Source organism: Pseudomonas putida (genome assembly GCF_028682175.1).
GTDB lineage: Bacteria > Pseudomonadota > Gammaproteobacteria > Pseudomonadales > Pseudomonadaceae > Aquipseudomonas > Aquipseudomonas putida_AD.
Genome location: NZ_JANHKS010000006.1, coordinates 74,330 through 91,151, shown reverse-complemented (window position 1 = coordinate 91,151; position 16,822 = coordinate 74,330). Strand labels below are relative to the sequence as shown.

The following is a 16,822-nucleotide window of genomic DNA, read 5'->3' as shown; positions in this document are numbered from 1 at the left end:
GGTGAAAAGCATGTCTGGTAATCGTGGTGTGGTGTATCTCGGCGCAGGCAAGGTCGAAGTACAAAAGATCGACTATCCAAAAATGCAGGACCCACGCGGTCGCAAGATCGAGCATGGCGTCATCCTGCGCGTGGTCTCCACCAACATCTGCGGCTCGGACCAACACATGGTGCGCGGCCGCACCACTGCCCAGGTCGGCCTGGTGCTGGGTCACGAGATCACCGGTGAAGTGATCGAAATGGGTTCCGGCGTCGAGAACCTGAAAATCGGTGACCTGGTTTCCGTTCCCTTCAACGTCGCGTGCGGCCTGTGCCGTTCGTGCAAAGAGCAACACACAGGCGTCTGCCTGACCGTCAACCCGGCTCGTGCCGGTGGTGCCTACGGCTACGTGGACATGGGGGACTGGGTCGGTGGCCAGGCCGAATACGTGCTGGTCCCTTACGCTGACTTCAACCTGCTCAAGCTGCCGGATCGCGACCGTGCGATGGAAAAGATCCGCGACCTGACCTGCCTCTCCGACATTCTGCCGACCGGTTACCACGGTGCCGTGACTGCAGGCGTTGGCCCGGGCAGTTCGGTGTACGTTGCCGGTGCCGGCCCTGTCGGCCTGGCGGCTGCTGCGTCGGCCCGCCTGCTGGGCGCGGCCGTGGTGATCGTGGGTGACGTCAACCCTGTCCGTCTGGCACACGCCAAGGCTCAGGGCTTCGAAATCGCCGATCTGTCCAAGGACACCCCGCTGCACGAACAGATCGCAGCCTTGCTGGGCGAGCCCGAAGTGGACTGCGCCGTTGACGCCGTGGGCTTCGAAGCCCGTGGTCATGGCCATGCAGGCGTGAAGGCCGAAGCACCGGCTACCGTGCTCAACTCGCTGATGGGCGTGGTACGCGTGGCAGGCAAGATCGGTATTCCTGGCCTGTACGTGACCGAAGACCCGGGCGCTGTCGACGCTGCCGCGAAAATGGGCAGCCTGAGCATTCGTTTCGGCCTGGGCTGGGCGAAATCCCACAGCTTCCACACAGGGCAAACACCCGTGATGAAGTACAACCGCCAACTGATGCAAGCCATCATGTGGGACCGCATCAACATTGCCGACGTCGTGGGCGTGGAAGTCATCAGCCTGGACGACGCGCCACGCGGTTACGGCGAGTTCGACGCAGGCGTACCGAAGAAATTCGTGATCGACCCGCACAAGACCTTCAGCGCGGCATAAGTCATTACGCTAAAAAAATGCCATGTGCTAGATGACCACTGTGAATGGCCAGCAAGGAAAAAGAGACCCATTCTCTTTCCTTGCTGCTGCCGTTTTTACTTAACGCTACTGTGTAATAGCCATTCTTAACTGCGCGTCTTTGCCTTCGTAGTTACACACAATCTTTGACTTAACATCGTCCGCGCTTTGAAGCGTCAGCCCGTACTGCTTCTGCAAGTAGTCGTCGTTCGAGTCGGCTGAAAAACCAAGCCACTTTCCTGAAGCTGTGGAAGCTTCATATTGAAAACCTTCATTGAAGGGCTCCGGCATATCCGCGAAAATGTGAGGCTTGGCTGTGATATCGCTGACCTTTGGGCACTGTGTAATGTCGGCAGCGAAGGTCTGGCATGCCATGGCTGTCAAAATAAATGCGGCGAAGGTGGCTCTGGTACTAATCATGACGTACTCCATTACATTATGAGGTATTTACGGGTCCCCATTATTCATCCAGTCCCCAACCGTAGCTACTGTCACAATTGCCAGTTTTTAGATTGTTTCGAAGTAACCGTTATCGCGATTCGCTTTCGTCCGCCTTGGAACTAATCTCCTCGTAACTGTCCAACCCGTATTTACCCGGCCTTGGCCGGTGTTTTTCGAAATGTGAGCTGGAAAGTGAGGTGGGTGTAAATGAACGTTTCAGTAAAGGTCACACAATCAATCGCATGCGGCGCCGCATTGGCGACGTTGATGGCGCTGGTAGCAAGCCCGGTATTCGCTTTCAACCTGAACGACGCAGCCAACGCCGTTTCCGGCGCAACCGGCGGGCAGCAGAAGGCTACGGCGGCGCCCGAGGCTGCTGGCTTGCTCAACACGCTGGGTACGCAATTGAATGTCACGCCGCAACAGGCAGTCGGCGGTACGGGCGCGTTGCTGGGGTTGGCGAAAAACAAGCTGGCCGGTAATGACTATTCGCAGTTGAGCCAGGCGGTGCCGGGCCTGGATCAGTTGTCAGGCACCTCGGCGCTTGGCAGCCTGGGTGGTCTGGGCGGCATGCTGGGCGGTTCCGGCGGCAGCAACTCGGCGATCAACAGCGCGCTGGGCAACGTGCAGAGCATGGGTGACGTGAACAAGGCGTTCAGCGCACTGGGCATGGACAGTGGCATGGTCGGGCAGTTTGTGCCGGTGATCCTGCAGTACCTGGGGCAGCAGGGCGCCAGTGGTTCGGCGTTGCAGGCGCTGAGCGGAGTGTGGGGCGCGAAATGATCTTGTAGGAGCGCGCTTGCCCGCGACGGCGGTGTGTCAGACGACTCATCATGGGCGGCATGACGCTGTCGCGGGCAAGCGCGCTCCTACAGGGGCGGTGTCAGGGTTCTGCGCGCAGGGTCTGGATGCGGGCGTTCTTTTCGGCCCACAGCCGGTTGACCCAGTCCTGCACGTATTCGCGAAACACAGGATCATTCTCGTAATCGCCCTGCCACAGCGCGGGGTCGAGTTCGCGGGTCTTGATGTCGATGATGACGCGCGGCACCTGGCCTGAAATCAGGTCCCAGAATCCTGGAATTCTCTGCTGCGGATACACCACGGTGACGTCGAGCACGGCATCGAGTTGTTCGCCCATCGCCGCCAGTACAAAGGCCACGCCGCCGGCCTTGGGCCGCAACAGGTGGCTGTAGGGCGAATCCTGCTCGATTTTCTTGGCCTCGGTGAACCGGGTGCCTTCCAGATAATTCACCACGGTCACCGGCTGGCGCTTGAACAGCTCGCAGGCCTCTTTGGTGATTTCCAGATCCTTGCCCTTGAGTTCCGGGTTCTTGGCCAGGAACGCCTTGGTGTAGCGCTTCATGAACGGGTAATCCAGCGCCCACCAGGCCAGCCCCAGAAACGGCACCCAGATCAGTTCTTTCTTGAGGAAAAACTTGAAGAACGGCGTGCGCCGGTTAAGCGTCTGCACCAGGGCCGGGATATCCACCCAGGACTGATGATTGCTCACCACCAGATAAGACGTATCGCCACGCAGGCCCTCTGCACCGCGAATTTCCCAGCGGGTGGGCAGACACAGCTTGAAGATCAGCTTGTTGATCTCGCTCCAGGTCTCGGCGATCCACATCACCGCATGGGAGCAGCGGTCACGCAATTCGCTCTGGAACACCAGCTTGAGCAGCGCGAAGACCATCAGCGGGCCGAACAGCACCAGGGTGTTGAGCAGCAACAGTAGCGTGACGGCAATTCCGGTGAGCAGGTGACGCATATATCACTCGTGGTCATGAGAAGGGCGGGCAATGATAAGCAGGTCTTTCGTTACAACCAAATCCGACTGTCGCTGACAAATGTTTCACCCGGTTACATGTAGCCTGATGATCTGTATTAGTGACCGAACGATGCGCAAAGTTGCGGTCTAAAATCGGGCCTGTGCAACGTCCACCCACAACGAGGAACCTGTCACGTGAAATCCCTTCTGGCGCTTCTGTCTCTGCTGGCGTTGCCTGTGATGGCCGCCGAACCGACGCTGTATGGCCGCTACGAATACATTCAGGTTTCCGAATTTGGCGAAACCTTCAAGGCCAAGATGGACACCGGCGCACTCACCGCGTCCTTGTCGGCCAAGGATATCGAGCTGTTCAAGCGTGATGGCGATGACTGGGTCCGCTTCCGTCTGGCGACCAAGGATGCCGACAGCAAGGTCTACGAGCACAAGGTGTCGCGTATCAGCCGGATCAAGGGGCGCGCCGATGGGGAAGACGAAGACGAGCCGGTAGACCCGACCAAGCGTCCGGTGGTGGATCTGGAACTGTGCCTGGGCAACGAGAAGCGCACCGTCGAGGTCAACCTGGTGGACCGCAGCCACTTCAACTATCCGCTGCTGATCGGCGCCAAGGCCCTGCGCGAGTTCGGCGCGGCGGTTAACCCTGCGCGCCGCTACACCGCCGACAAGCCCGACTGTTAAAGGATTGGGCCTACCGCGTCCCGTAGCAGCACGGCTTGCCGGCGGGAGCGGTGTATCAGGCAACTCATCTGTGACTGACACACCGCCCCCGCCGGCAAGCCGTGCTGCTACGGGTTCCGGGTGTGCCGAAGATTCGGTGTTCAGGCCGGCGGTTGCGTTTCCAGCATCGACGGACGTTCGCTGACTTCGCGATACCAGCTCGCCAGCCGTGGATAGCTGCTGCGCCAGCCCAGGTTGGGTTGGCGGAAGTCCAGGTAGCCCAGGGCGCAGGCGACGCTGATCGAGGCGATGTCGAAATGGGAGCTCAATTCGGTCACCGCTTCGGCTTCGAAATAGGCCAGGGAGCGGGCAATCTTCTCGCCCTGGCTGTCCATCCACTCGCCCCAGCGCTTTTCTTCCGGGCGCAGGAAGGTCTCATAACGCATCAGCAGGGCCGCATCGAGCACCGCGTCGGCCAGCGATGCCAGGGTCAGGCGTCTCCAGCGTGCGGAGCCGTCATGGGGAATCAGCGGGTTGCCAACGTGCTGGTGGTCCAGATAGTCGAGAATGACCCGGCTGTCGTGGATCACGTTGTTGTCGGCCAGGCACAGTGCCGGAATCTTGCCGCAGGGGTTTTCGTGGCACACCGCCGCGTCGGGGGCAACCGGGGTGACGGTGACCGGCTTGAGTTCGACCCGTGCGGTCTGTCCTGTTTCGTGTAGCAGAACCAGCACCTTGCGCGCGAATGGCGAAGCGGTGTTGTAATACAGCGTCATGCTAGGGGCAGACATGGACATTCCTCTGGACGGACTGGCCCCTAGACTAGTCAGCGGCGCAATGCCCTGCAACATCGCTCGATGCAATCTGCACTGCCGCTTGCCTCAAGCCTGGCGCCGAACCATCAACCCCTTGATGCTCAGCCACGCCGGGATGCCCATGCCGATCCACGACAGCACGTCCCAGCCGTCATCGCCCAGCAACGCGGCGAACAGACCCACGGCCATCAACAGCGCAATCCAGGTCGGCTTGGCGAAGGTTTTCCAGAACCCGGAGTGCTTCTTGTGTCGGGTCATGCCGCCTCCGCCGTCTGTGCAATCTTCACGGTGGCGGCCGCCTTGCGCCGCACCACCCACAGGTAGACGCCACTGCCCAGCACGATGATGCTCAGCACATCAAGCACGCCCCACAGGATCTTCATCGGCATGCCGCCGTAATCACCGAAATGCAGGGGTTGCGAGAGTAGTAATGCGTCCATGTACCACGGGCTGCTGACGATGGCGGTGACTTTCAGGTCGGTGGCGTCGATCAGCACCGGTGTCAGCAGATGGGATGTCAGGTGGGTATCGCCTTTCATGAACACGGCGTAATGGTGTTCGCTGGAAAAGCGCGAACCGGGGAAGGCAATGAACGAGGGCTCGGCGCCCGGCACCGTGGCCTGGGCGATGTCCAGCAGGCGCGATGCGGGTGCACGTTCGGTCAGCGGCGGCGCGTCCTTGTAGGTGGCGACCACCGCCGCCAGCGAATCATTGCGCCACTGGGCGATCACCAGGTCCGCGCAGGCGTTGAGCACGCCGGTAAGGCCGACCACGAAGGCCCAGGTCAGCGTGACGACGCCGATCAGGTTGTGCAGGTCGAGCCAGCGCACGCGGTTCGATTTGTTGGGCCGCACGGTGGCGAAATCCAGCCGGCGCATGAAGGGCGAATACAGCACCACCCCGGAAACAATCGCTAATACAAAAAGCAGCCCCATGAAGGCCAGAAGCAGCTTTCCTGGCAGGCCTGCGTACATGTCCACGTGCAGACGCAGCATGACCATCATGAAGCCGCCGTTGGCCGAGGGCGTTTCAACCGCTTCCCCGGTGCGCTGGTCAAGCATGAAGGTGTGGGTGTCGTTGGGGTCACCGCCGGCGGTCTTGCCCATGAACGCGTAGACGCCGTTGGCTTCGTCTTCATCCCAGCCAAAGTACTGCACCACCTCGCCAGGGCGATGGGCTTCGGCGGCCTTGACCAGCTGTTGAAGGTCCATGCGCGGCGTGTTTGCGGGCATTTCCTTGAGTTCCGGGGCGTCCCCGAGCATGTGCTCGATTTCGTGATGGAACACCAGCGGCAAGCCGGTGATGCACAGCATCAACAGGAACACCGTGCAGATCAGGCTGCTCCAGGTGTGGATGAACGACCAGCGGCGAATGGTTTGGCTTTTCATGGTGCGAGGTACCGGTGAGCGAAAGCAAAAAGGGCCGCTGTTGCGAGCGGCCCTTGTTTTCAGCACTGGGAGTTTAAACGATTACCATTTGTAGTTCACGCTGGCGAGCACGTTGCGGCGATCCCCGAAGTAGCAATAGAAGCCGTCGCAGGTGGACAGGTATTCCTTGTCGAACACGTTGTTGGCGTTGACCGCAACGGTGACGCCCTTGAGCGAGCTGTTCATGCGGCCCAAGTCGTAATGAACTGCTGCGTCATAGACGGTGTAGGCGGGGCTGTGTCCATCGTCCTTGTCACGCACGAAACCCAGGCTGCCAATCGCGACGTTGTCGGTCTCGCCGATGTAACGCGCGCCGAAGCCCAGGCCGAAGCCATCGAGCAGGCCGGTGTGGAAGGTGTAGTCAGCCCAGACCGAGGCTGCGTTTTCCGGCGTCAGCGGCAGCGGACGGTTTTTGTCCAGCGGGTCGGTGACCTTGGTCATCTTGCTGTTGGCGTAGGTGTACGACGCGGTGACTTTCAGCTCTTCGGTGACGTTGCCCACCGCTTCCAGCTCAAAGCCGCGAACCTTGGCTTCGCCCAACGGGCGTGAAGTGCCGAAGGTGTCACTGAGCACGATGTCGCGGCGGGTCAGCTCGTACGCGGCGGCGGAGAACAGCAGATTGGTGCCTGGCGGCTGGTATTTGATACCTGCTTCATACTGCTTGCCGGTACCGGGCTTGAACGCGTTGCTCTGGCCGCTCTGAACGTCTGCAGCACCGCCTTGCTCGGCCTGGAACGACTCGGCATAGGAAATGTACGGCGTGAAGCCGGAATCGAACACATAGCTCAGCGCGGCGTTGCCGGTGAAGGCGCTGTCGGTGCGCTCGTCGCGGTCGTCGGCCAGGTTGTAGAAGCGCGTCTTGGTCTTGAGCAGGTCCTGGCGGCCGCCCAGTGTCAGGCGCCATTGATCCAGCTCCATCTGGTCTTGGATGTAGGCACCGAAGTTGTCGGTCTTCTGGTTGTAGTTCTGGAACGCGAAATAGTTGACGTTGCTGAAGTCCAGACCGTACGGGTGGGTGATGATGTTGCCGTCGGGCGCCGAGCCGAACAGCCATTTGTAGTTGTGGTTGACGCGCTGATAGTCAGCACCCAGCAACAGTTTGTGCTTGATCACGCCGGTGTCGAAGTTGGCTTCGAAGTTGTTGTCGAACGCGAACTGGCTGATGTCCTCGTTGACCACGTTGGCGCCACGGGAAAGGGTCCCGTCGTCAGCAACGGCGAAAGCACTGCCGCCCGAAGTAATGGTCTGGAACGACAGGTCGCTCTTGGTGTAGCGCAGGTTCTGGCGGAACTGCCAGACATCGTTGATTCGATGCTCGAAGGCGTAGCCCAGCGAGTAATAGGTCCTGTCGTAGAATTCCCAGTCCGGATCGCCCAGGTTCTCGTGAGCACCGACCTTGCCTGCCGGCGTGGACAGGCGAGTGCCCTGCAACGGCAGGAACTGGCTCGTTGCGCCCGTATCGTCACGGGTGAACATGCTGAGGAACGTCAGCTTGGTGTCCGGATCGATGTTCCAGGTCAGGCTGGGAGCGATGTTGTAGCGCTTGTCGTCGATGTGATCGACAGTGGTGCCGCTGTCACGGACCACGCCACTGACGCGGTATTCGAAATTGTCGGCGTCATCGATCTTGCCGGTGCTGTCGAAGCTGATCTGCTTGCGGTTGTAGCTGCCCACCTGGACCTGCACTTCGTGGCTGGCTTCGGCCTGTGGACGTCGGCTGACCATGTCCACCAAGCCGCCCGGTGGCGTCTGGCCGTAAACCGAGGAAGCAGGGCCGCGCAGTACGGCGACGCGCTCCAGGTCCCAGGTTTCCATCTTCGGCATCACGTAGGCGCCTTTGGGCAGCGGCAGGCCGTCGAGGAATTGTGTTGGCTCGAAGCCGCGGATCTTCAGCCATTCAGCGCGGCTGTCGCTGCCGTAGCTGCTGGCGACGACCCCGGGCATGTAACGAACGGCGTCGTCCAGGTTCTGTACTGCGCGATCCTGCATTTGCTCGCGGGTGGCCACGGAAATAGAGCGCGGTGCTTCGGCCAGCGCGGTGTCGGTCTTGGTGCCCGCTGCGGTACGACCTGCGGCATACCCCTCGGCCGGCCCCCACGCACTTTCAATGTTGTCCTGACGCCCCTGAATACTGGTCTCCGGAAGTGCCATCACACCTTCGGGCGCCGGAACCAGGCCGTATGTGCCTGCTGTGGTCTGGCTCAGTTGCAGCCCGGTGCCGCGCAGTGCCTGGGCCATTGCCCCCGGTGCGTCGAACTGCCCTTGAACCGGCGCCGACGTACGGCCAGCGGCCAGTGCCGGGTCCAGCGACAGCGCGATGCCACCCTGGCTTGCGATCTGGGTCAGGGTGGTGGACAGCGGCGCCGCCGGCAGGTTGTAGGCGCGAACGCTGGAAGTCTGGGACGCCGCCAGGACCTGCGAGCTGGCCAGCGGTGCGGCGAGTGCGACGGCGACGGCCAGCAGGCTCGGTCGCAGAAGGGTTTGAAGCGTGCGGGACATGGGCGGGCTCCTGAGTGGATAGTGTTCTCAATGCCTATGTGCCGGACGAGATTTGAAAAGTGATAGGGCCTAATCGAAAATAATTTAGATTTACAATTTCACGATTCGCGCAATATCCCGTAGCAGTCCGGCTTGCCGGCGTCAGCGATCCAAAGGGCGCGGACGCCGGCAAGCCGGACTGCTACGTCAGACGTGGCTTAAAGCTTGTGGGTTTGCTTCACGTCGCTGGCAATCACCGTGACCCACCAATGGGTGCGCTGCTCGATGGCTACAGGCAGCGTCGGCATCAAAGCCTTGAGGGCGAGGTCAGTATCGTTGAGCGGGAAACTGCCGGTGATGCGCAAGTCGGCAACGTCCGAAGCGACCCCAAGATAGCCGGAGCGATAACGGCCAAGCTCCGCGATCACATCCTTGAGCGCCGCGTTGTCGACCACCAGCATCCCGCGGGTCCAGGCGTCGGCGCCGGGATCGAGCGCCAGCATCGGCCCCAGGCTGTGACGCTGGATAAGCATCTGCTGGCCTTCATGCAGGATCATTTCGTTGCCGGCCGCCTGCGGGTGGGCCGCCACCGCCGATTGCAACACGCTCAACAGCGTCCCGTCGTCCCGTCGCTTGACCAGAAATTTCGTACCCAATGCGCGCATCTGTCCTTCATCGGTTTCAACGATGAAAGGGCGCGGGTCGTCGTGGCTGCCGGTTTCGACGAAGATTTCGCCTTCCTGAAGGATGATCCGACGTTGTTTGTCATCGAATCGCACATCCAGCGCGCTGTGGGTATTAAGGCGGACCAGGGTGTTGTCCGACAGGCGAATGGTGCGTTGCTCGCCAGTGGCGGTGCGTTGGTCTGCCAGCCAGTAGCTGACGGGCAGGTAGCGTTCCCCCGCGAGCAGCGTCAGGCCCAGCGCCACGGCGAAACCGGCGACGCCGCGCCCGAGCTTGCGCATCTGCCGGCCCACGCCATCGCGCGAACGCAGCAACGCCGAACGGGCGGGGCCGGTGGTGCCCACGAAACGCTGGTCGACCATGCCCAACTGCAACCAGGCGCGTGCATGCTCTTCGCTGGCGGCGTACCACTTGGCGAACTCTTCGCGGTCAGTGTCGCTGCCCTGGCCGCAATCCAGGCACAACTGCCAGGCGATGGCGGCATCCAGTACCTGCGATGAAACCGGGCGCGTGCTGATGCTCATGTCGGCTCGCCGTACAGCGCGATGTAGCACTGGCGCATGCCCTGGGCCAGGTACTGGCGCACGCGGGGCACGGACACGCCGATCTTCTCGGCGATTTCGCCGTGGCTCAGGCCGTCGAGACGGTTATAAAGGAAGGCTGCCCGTGCCTTGCTCGACAGCTTGCCGAGCATCCGATCGATGGCCTTCAGGTCTTCGATAATGAGTTGCCGTTCTTCGAGCGAAGGTTGTTCCGCCTCCGGGATCAGCATCAATTCGTTGAGGTAGGCCTGTTCCAGTGCGGCGCGGCGGAAATAGTCGAACAACAGACCCTTGGCCACCTGAACCAGAAACGCCCGGGGTTCGCGCGGCTCGGCCAGTTGATCCCGCCCCAGCAGGCGAACGAAGGTGTCCTGGCTCAGGTCCTCGGCGCGATGAGGACAGGCGACGTTGCGGCGTAGCCATGCGAGCAACCAGCTGCGATGGTCGCGATAGAGCGTTCCGACAAGCTGTTGCTGATGACTTTGAATGGACGACACGTACGCACCGAAGAGAACAAAGTAACTAACGAGAATTATTCGCGATTGTGTCAGAGCCGATAGGTGCTGGCAATTAGCGCTCATCGGATTCAAGGGAGCGTTTCTTGTAGACCTCTCCAAATGAAATGTAGGCATCACATTCCTGTAGGAGTGAGCTTGCTCGCGATAGCGTCGGGTCAGTGAGCGCAGGGGGCACCGACAGGACGCCATCGCGAGCAAGCTCACTCCTACAGGGGCGTGCGATGCCGGCAGTTAAAAAGAATGCGACTGCTGCCGGCGGCGCCATTTGCCCAAGGCTTGCTCCAGCTGCAGCGGGCTGTCCATGTCCTGGCGCCGGGCATGGCTGAACAGGATCAGCGCCAGTTCTGCGGTCACCAAGGCATCGGCGCTGGCGTTGTGGCGCTCGCCGGCGTGCAGGCCGAAGAATGCGGTCCAGTCATCCAGCCCCGCCTGGCGCAGGCAGGCCTGGGGGCAAAGCAGCGGGGCAATCTCGGCCACGTCGAGAAACGGGTGTTGCAGGCGATAACCCAGGCTTTCCTTCAAGGCACGACCCAGCATGTGCTGATCGAACGGCGCATGAAACGCCAGCAGCGGGCTGTCCCCGACGAATTCCATGAAGTCCAGCAAGGCTTCTACCGGTTCGCTGCCTGCCGCAATCGCGCTCGGGCCCAGGCCGTGGATCAACACGCTGGGGCCGAGCTTGTGATCGGGGCGTGAGAGGGTGCGTTCGAACTGCTGCCCCAGATCGATGGCGCCGTCCTCGATCACCACGGCGCCGATGGACAGCACCTGGTCGCGGTTCATGTTCAGGCCGCTGGTTTCTAGGTCCAGCACCACCCAGCGTTGCTGGCGCAGAGGATGCCCGCCCAAGGCGCTCGCGCGGGGCAACTGGCTCAGGCGCAGCAGTTGCTCGGCGGTGAGGTCCGCGCCCTTGGCGGGTCGGTTGGGCTTGAGCCATTGAAACAGGTTCATGATCGGGTCGCTTAAAGTTGATAACGCAGGGTCAGGCTGGTTTGCAGACGCTGTGCCTGACGGAACGATTCACGCAGGATCCGGCGGTCCAGATGGTTGAGCACGTCCGGGTCGATACGGTTGGAGTAGGGCAGGTTCTGACGGCTCTGCTGCTGGTGCTGCTGCATGCGCGTCTGCTGAATGAAGTGATAGGCCTCCTCATAGGCTGCGCCGTCCAGTCGGTCGATGACTTCTTTGGCCACCAGTTGGCGCAACCGTTCAAGGGTGTTGTTGGCGGTCACGCCGTTGGCCAGCGCCAGCAGGCGGGCGCCATCGACAAAGGGCGTCAGGCCCTGGGTCTTGAGGTCCAGGGTGTCTTTCTCGCTGCCCTTGCGTGCCACCACGAAATCCTTGAAGCGCCCTACCGGCGGACGCTGGCGCAAGGCGTTGTCGGCCATCATGCGCTGGAACAGCCGGTTGTCGGCGACCTGCGCCAGAATACTCTGGCGCAATTGTTCGCCACCGCTCTCGTCGCCCCAGACCACTCGCAGGTCGAAATAGATGCTCGACGACAGCAGGTTCTCCGGCGTCGCCTCGCGAATAAACGCACTGAAGCGCCGCGCCCACTCCAGGCGCGAAAGGCACAGTTCAGGGTTGCTGGCCATGATCCCACCCTTGCACAGGGTAAAGCCGCATTGGGCCAGGCTCTGGTTATGCGCTCGGCGATGGGCAGCAGCTTGCCGCGAATTTCGGCGGCTTCGGCGGCATCCTTGGCTTCGAACAGAATGCCGTTGTCCTGATCGGTGTGCAGCGTCTGTTCGCGGCGGCCTTCGCTGCCGAAACACAGCCAGCTGAACGGGATGCCGGGGTCGCCTTTCTCTTGCAGCGTCAGCTCGATCACCCGGCAAACCATATGGTCGTTGAGCAGGGTGATGATGTGGGTGATCTGCGTCGATGAGGCGCCGTGGGCCAGCATGCGGTCCACCAGTTGCACGATGTCGCCGCGCAGGTTGCTAAGGGATTCGATTCGCGGCGCGTTGCGGATGGTCCGGGCCAGGTGCACCAGATCCACCCGTTGCAGGGAAAACAGGTCGCGCTCGGACACCACGCCGCACAGGCGCTGATCCTCCACCAGGCAGACGTGGGCGATGTGCCGCTCGGTCATGGCGATCGCTGCATCGAACGCGCTGGCGTCGGGGCTCAGGTAAAACGGCGCCTGGATCATGCTGCGTTCGATGGGCTGGCCGAAGTCGGCGTTGACGTCCGCCACCACCTGGCGCAGGTCGCGCAGGGTAAAGATGCCCAGTGGCGCCTTCGCCTCATCGACGATCACGATGCTGCCGACCTGTTGCTCGTCCATCTGCCGCACGGCCTCGCGCAGCGGGGTCTGGGGCGAGCAGGTCACGGGGTGACGCATGGCCAGTTCGCCCAGCCGTGTGTTCAACGAATATTGCGTGCCGAGTGTCAGCGCAGCCTTCTGCTTGACCTGTTGGTTCACCTGCTCCAGCAGGCTGCTGACGCCGCGCAGGGCGAAATCGCGAAAGGTGCTGGAGAGGGCGAACAGCTTGATGAACGCCTGCTTGTTCAGTTGCAGGCAAAAGGTGTCTTCGGCCGCCAGATGCTCGGTGCGGGTGGCGCGTTCGCCCAGCAGTGCGGCAAGGGGGAAACACTCGCCGGTGGTGATTTCAAAGGTGGTTTCGGTGCCGCCCTTGGCCGTATGCGGGCGTTCGCCCACGACGCGGCCCTGTTTGACGATATAAAAGTGCTCTACTGGCCCATCGCCAGGCTTGATGATGCTCTCATGCGTAGCGTAGAAACGTAGCTGGCACTGTTCAACCAGATAGGCCAGATGGGCGTTCTCCATCTGATTGAATGGCGGGAATTTTTGCAGAAATTGCATCGTGCCGTGAATGTTCTGCAACACGGCTGTCTTGCCTGCCTGGGTAAAAGCGTCGGCTTTGCTCATGACCGGTACCACTTGTTTTTATAACGCCATGGTCGACCGCTTATCGGGCAGTGCCCATTGGACGTAAGTCTTAGGTGATGGAAAGTCGTCGGAGTGCTTCTCTTAACCTCGACGAAGGCCGTCCTGGCCTGGCATGACGCCGACGAAGTGTGCAGCGTACGCATTGTGTTTGCGCTGTCGGAATGAGAGTCGACAGGAAGATGAGACGGGTATGTTCGATCACGACATTTTGAGTGATGAAGAGCGCGATGCCCTCAACGAGGTCATGCTGGCGCCGCAGTCGCAATCACCACAACGGGTGCTGATCGTCGACGATGACAAGGATGCGCGGGAAATACTGGCCGAAATCCTAAGTCTCAACGACATCAGCTGCATCACCGCAGCCGGCGGCACCAGCGCGATGCATCTGCTGGAAACCCGACCGTCAATTGCCTTGCTGATCACCGATCTGCGCATGGCGCCGTGCGACGGGCTGGACCTGATTCGCCGGGTGCGCGACTCCGATCGCGCAGCGCTGCCGATCATCATCGTCTCAGGCGACGCCCATGTGCGCGATGCCATCGATGCGATGCACCTGAGCGTGCTGGATTTCCTGCTCAAGCCGATCAATACCAAGCAGCTGGTGCGGTTGGTGAAGCGGGAACTGGGGATGAGCTGAACTGGCTTGTTCCTCTCCCGTAGCAGCACGGCTTGCCGGCGGGGGCGGTGTGTCAGCCGATGATGAGTTTCCTGACACACCGCTCCCGCCGGCAAGCCGTGCTGCTACGGGAACGTGCAAATCCACAGAAACGGTGGATGCAAAAAAAGGCGGTGCGTCCCGAGACGCACCGCCTTTTTGTTTTCCCGGCCGGTTTACAGGCCGTTCTTCGCCTTGAACTCACGACGGCGGCGGTGCAGCACCGGCTCCGTGTAGCCGTTTGGCTGTTTGGTGCCTTCGATCACCAGTTCGACCGCCGCCTGGAAGGCGATGTTGCTGTCGAAGTCCGGCGCCAGCGGGCGATACAGCGAGTCGCTGGCGTTCTGACGATCCACCACCGGCGCCATGCGCTTGAGGCTTTCCATCACTTGCTGCTCGTTGACCACGCCGTGACGCAGCCAGTTGGCGATGTGCTGGCTGGAAATACGCAGCGTGGCGCGGTCTTCCATCAGGCCGACATCGTTGATGTCCGGCACTTTCGAGCAACCCACGCCCTGGTCGATCCAGCGCACCACGTAACCGAGGATGCCTTGGGAATTGTTGTCCAGTTCGTTCTGGATCTCTTCAGGCGTCCAGTTGGTGTTCGGCGCCAGTGGGATGGTCAGGATGTCATCGACCGAAGCCGGCGCACGCTGGGCCAGTTCGGCCTGGCGGGCGAACACATCGACCTTGTGATAATGCAGCGCGTGCAGCGCCGCTGCGGTCGGCGACGGCACCCAGGCGGTGTTGGCACCGGCCAAAGGGTGGGCGATCTTCTGTTCCAGCATCGCGGCCATCAGGTCCGGCATGGCCCACATGCCTTTGCCGATCTGCGCACGACCCTGTAGGCCGCACTTGAGACCGATATCGACGTTGGAGTTTTCGTAGGCGCCGATCCACTTCTCGGCCTTCATCTGCGCCTTGCGCACCACGGGACCGGCTTCCATGGAGGTGTGGATTTCATCGCCGGTGCGGTCCAGAAAACCGGTGTTGATGAACACCACGCGCTCGCTGGCCGCCTTGATACAGGCCTTGAGGTTAACCGTGGTGCGGCGCTCCTCGTCCATGATCCCGACTTTCAGCGTGTTACGCGGCAGGCTCAGCACATCTTCGATGCGACCGAACAGCTCGTTGGTGAACGCCGCTTCTTCCGGGCCGTGCATCTTCGGCTTGACGATGTACAGCGAAGCCTTGCGGCTGTTGGCGCGCGAGGTATTGCCCTTGAGGTTGTGGATCGCCGCCAGGCTGGTGAGCAGGCCGTCGAGGATGCCTTCCGGCACTTCATTGCCCTGATTGTCGAGGATCGCGTCGATGGTCATCAGGTGACCGACGTTGCGCACGAACAGCAGCGAACGGCCGTGCAGCGTCACCGCTTCGCCTTTTGGCGAGGTGTACACGCGGTCCGGGTTCATGGTGCGGGTGAAGCTCGCGCCGCCCTTGGAGACTTCCTCGGACAGGTCGCCCTTCATCAGGCCCAGCCAGTTGCGGTAGACCACCACCTTGTCGTCGGCGTCTACGGCGGCGATGGAGTCTTCGCAGTCCATGATGGTGGTCAGCGCAGCTTCCATCAGCACGTCTTTCACACCTGCGGCGTCGGTCTGGCCGACGGGGCTTGTGGCGTCGATCTGAATCTCGAAGTGCAGGCCGTTGTGCTTGAGCAGGATGGCAGTCGGCGCCGAAGCGTCGCCCTGGAAGCCGATCAGTTGCGCGTCGTCACGCAGGCCGGTGTTGCTGCCGCCTTTCAAGCCGACGATCAGCACGCCATCGACGATCTTGTAGCTGGTGGAATCGACGTGGGAGCCGGCAGCCAGTGGCGCTGCGTCGTCGAGGAAGGCGCGGGCGAAGGCGATGACCTTGTCGCCGCGAACCTTGTTGTAGCCTTTGCCTTTTTCGGCGCCGCCTTCTTCGCTGATGGCATCGGTGCCGTACAGCGCGTCGTACAGCGAACCCCAGCGGGCGTTCGAGGCGTTGAGGGCAAAACGGGCGTTCATCACCGGCACGACCAGTTGCGGGCCGGCCATGGTGGCGATTTCTTCATCGACGTTTTGCGTCGTCACGTGGAAGTCCGCTGCTTCTGGCAGCAGATAACCGATTTCCTGCAGGAAAGCCTTGTATGCCGAGGCGTCGTGGGCCTTGCCGGCATTGGACTGGTGCCAGGCGTCGATGCGCGCCTGCAAGTCATCACGTTTGGCGAGCAGGGCTTTGTTCTTCGGTGCCAGCTCGTGGATGAGCTTGTCGGCACCGGCCCAGAAGGCCTCGGCTTGAATGCCGGTTCCGGGAATGGCTTCGTTGTTCACGAAATCCAGCAGGACTTTGGCGACCTTAAGGCCACCGACTTGAACGTGTTCAGTCATTGCTTGCCTCACTCTGCTCAGCTATCTGCGCCTCGATCACGGGCACAATCTTGTTAAAGCCATCGACATCGCCACTCGCCCTTGCCAGAACATGCCATCGCTGGCGGCTGGGCCGGGGCTGCAATCCCTGAACACGAAGCGACGTGCACAGCAGGTTTCAATGAATGGCGATGCTGGGTCAGGCATCGTTACAACGTTTATGTAGTGAACGCGGCGGAATACTACATGATGAGTTGCGGTGTGAGAATCAGACTAAATATGTCACCAATCGACTGGATTTTCACAAATGGTCACACCACGGTTACGGATGTTCTCAAAAA

Annotated in this window: 15 protein-coding genes and 1 pseudogene; 4 read left to right on the top strand and 12 right to left on the bottom strand. The window is 61.2% G+C overall.

The features are described from left to right. The first annotated feature begins 10 nt into the window (after positions 1-10). Complete coding sequence (fdhA, locus tag NPS29_RS06795; RefSeq protein ID WP_274131560.1) at positions 11-1,210, top strand: formaldehyde dehydrogenase, glutathione-independent; 1,200 nt, start codon at positions 11-13, stop codon at positions 1,208-1,210. 105 nt (positions 1,211-1,315) lie between these two features. Here the strand turns inward: fdhA and NPS29_RS06790 are convergent, their stop codons facing one another. Further along, on the bottom strand, positions 1,316-1,648 hold the full coding sequence (locus NPS29_RS06790) for a hypothetical protein (protein ID WP_274131559.1): 333 nt from the start codon (positions 1,646-1,648) through the stop codon (positions 1,316-1,318). Between the two features lie 228 nt (positions 1,649-1,876). On the opposite strand from NPS29_RS06790, the gene NPS29_RS06785 reads away from it, so the two are divergent. Next, positions 1,877-2,452, top strand: a complete 576-nt coding sequence (locus tag NPS29_RS06785; RefSeq protein ID WP_274131558.1) for a DUF2780 domain-containing protein — start codon at positions 1,877-1,879, stop codon at positions 2,450-2,452. Between the two features lie 100 nt (positions 2,453-2,552). Here the strand turns inward: NPS29_RS06785 and NPS29_RS06780 are convergent, their stop codons facing one another. Further along, the gene (locus NPS29_RS06780) at positions 2,553-3,437 is read right to left on the bottom strand and encodes an acyltransferase (protein ID WP_274131557.1); all 885 of its coding nucleotides are present in this window, start codon (positions 3,435-3,437) and stop codon (positions 2,553-2,555) included. Between the two features lie 195 nt (positions 3,438-3,632). On the opposite strand from NPS29_RS06780, the gene NPS29_RS06775 reads away from it, so the two are divergent. Then, positions 3,633-4,133 carry an ATP-dependent zinc protease family protein gene (locus NPS29_RS06775; protein WP_274131556.1) on the top strand — a complete coding sequence of 167 codons (501 nt, stop codon included), beginning with the start codon at positions 3,633-3,635 and terminating at the stop codon, positions 4,131-4,133. A gap of 140 nt (positions 4,134-4,273) precedes the next feature. Here NPS29_RS06775 and NPS29_RS06770 read toward each other — a convergent pair whose 3' ends face one another. From NPS29_RS06770 to NPS29_RS28820, 9 genes and pseudogenes are all read right to left on the bottom strand, one after another. Further along, positions 4,274-4,903, bottom strand: a complete 630-nt coding sequence (locus NPS29_RS06770) for a glutathione S-transferase family protein (protein WP_274131555.1) — start codon at positions 4,901-4,903, stop codon at positions 4,274-4,276. Positions 4,904-4,993: 90 nt separating this feature from the next. Further along, positions 4,994-5,185, bottom strand: coding sequence for a hypothetical protein (locus tag NPS29_RS06765; RefSeq protein ID WP_274131554.1), 192 nt, complete (start codon positions 5,183-5,185; stop codon positions 4,994-4,996). Beyond that, complete coding sequence (locus NPS29_RS06760) at positions 5,182-6,315, bottom strand: PepSY-associated TM helix domain-containing protein (protein ID WP_274131553.1); 1,134 nt, start codon at positions 6,313-6,315, stop codon at positions 5,182-5,184. Before NPS29_RS06760 ends, NPS29_RS06765 begins: the two co-directional genes overlap by 4 nt. An 81-nt stretch (positions 6,316-6,396) precedes the next feature. Further along, a complete protein-coding gene (locus NPS29_RS06755) occupies positions 6,397-8,853 on the bottom strand; it encodes a TonB-dependent siderophore receptor (RefSeq protein ID WP_274131552.1) in 2,457 nt (818 codons plus the stop codon). Positions 8,854-9,050: 197 nt separating this feature from the next. After that, on the bottom strand, positions 9,051-10,040 hold the full coding sequence (locus NPS29_RS06750; RefSeq protein WP_274131551.1) for a FecR family protein: 990 nt from the start codon (positions 10,038-10,040) through the stop codon (positions 9,051-9,053). After that, positions 10,037-10,555 (bottom strand): RNA polymerase sigma factor, encoded by a 519-nt coding sequence (locus tag NPS29_RS06745; RefSeq protein WP_274131550.1) that lies wholly within the window; start codon positions 10,553-10,555, stop codon positions 10,037-10,039. Before NPS29_RS06745 ends, NPS29_RS06750 begins: the two co-directional genes overlap by 4 nt. Positions 10,556-10,807: 252 nt before the next feature. Next, entirely contained in the window at positions 10,808-11,527 is a 720-nt protein-coding gene (locus tag NPS29_RS06740; RefSeq protein WP_274131549.1) for a 3'-5' exonuclease, read from the bottom strand. Positions 11,528-11,538: 11 nt separating this feature from the next. Continuing rightward, positions 11,539-12,018, bottom strand: coding sequence for a putative nucleotidyltransferase substrate binding domain-containing protein (locus NPS29_RS28825; protein WP_425312458.1), 480 nt, complete (start codon positions 12,016-12,018; stop codon positions 11,539-11,541). A 129-nt stretch (positions 12,019-12,147) separates the two neighbouring features. After that, positions 12,148-13,370 (bottom strand): annotated as a pseudogene (locus NPS29_RS28820) (DUF294 nucleotidyltransferase-like domain-containing protein); the annotation flags it as partial. 313 nt (positions 13,371-13,683) lie between these two features. Here NPS29_RS28820 and NPS29_RS06730 point away from each other — a divergent pair. Beyond that, a complete protein-coding gene (locus tag NPS29_RS06730; protein WP_274131547.1) occupies positions 13,684-14,130 on the top strand; it encodes a response regulator in 447 nt (148 codons plus the stop codon). 194 nt (positions 14,131-14,324) lie between these two features. On the opposite strand, the gene NPS29_RS06725 is transcribed toward NPS29_RS06730, so the two are convergent. After that, positions 14,325-16,502, bottom strand: coding sequence for a malate synthase G (locus NPS29_RS06725; protein WP_274131546.1), 2,178 nt, complete (start codon positions 16,500-16,502; stop codon positions 14,325-14,327). Positions 16,503-16,822: the final 320 nt, after the last annotated feature.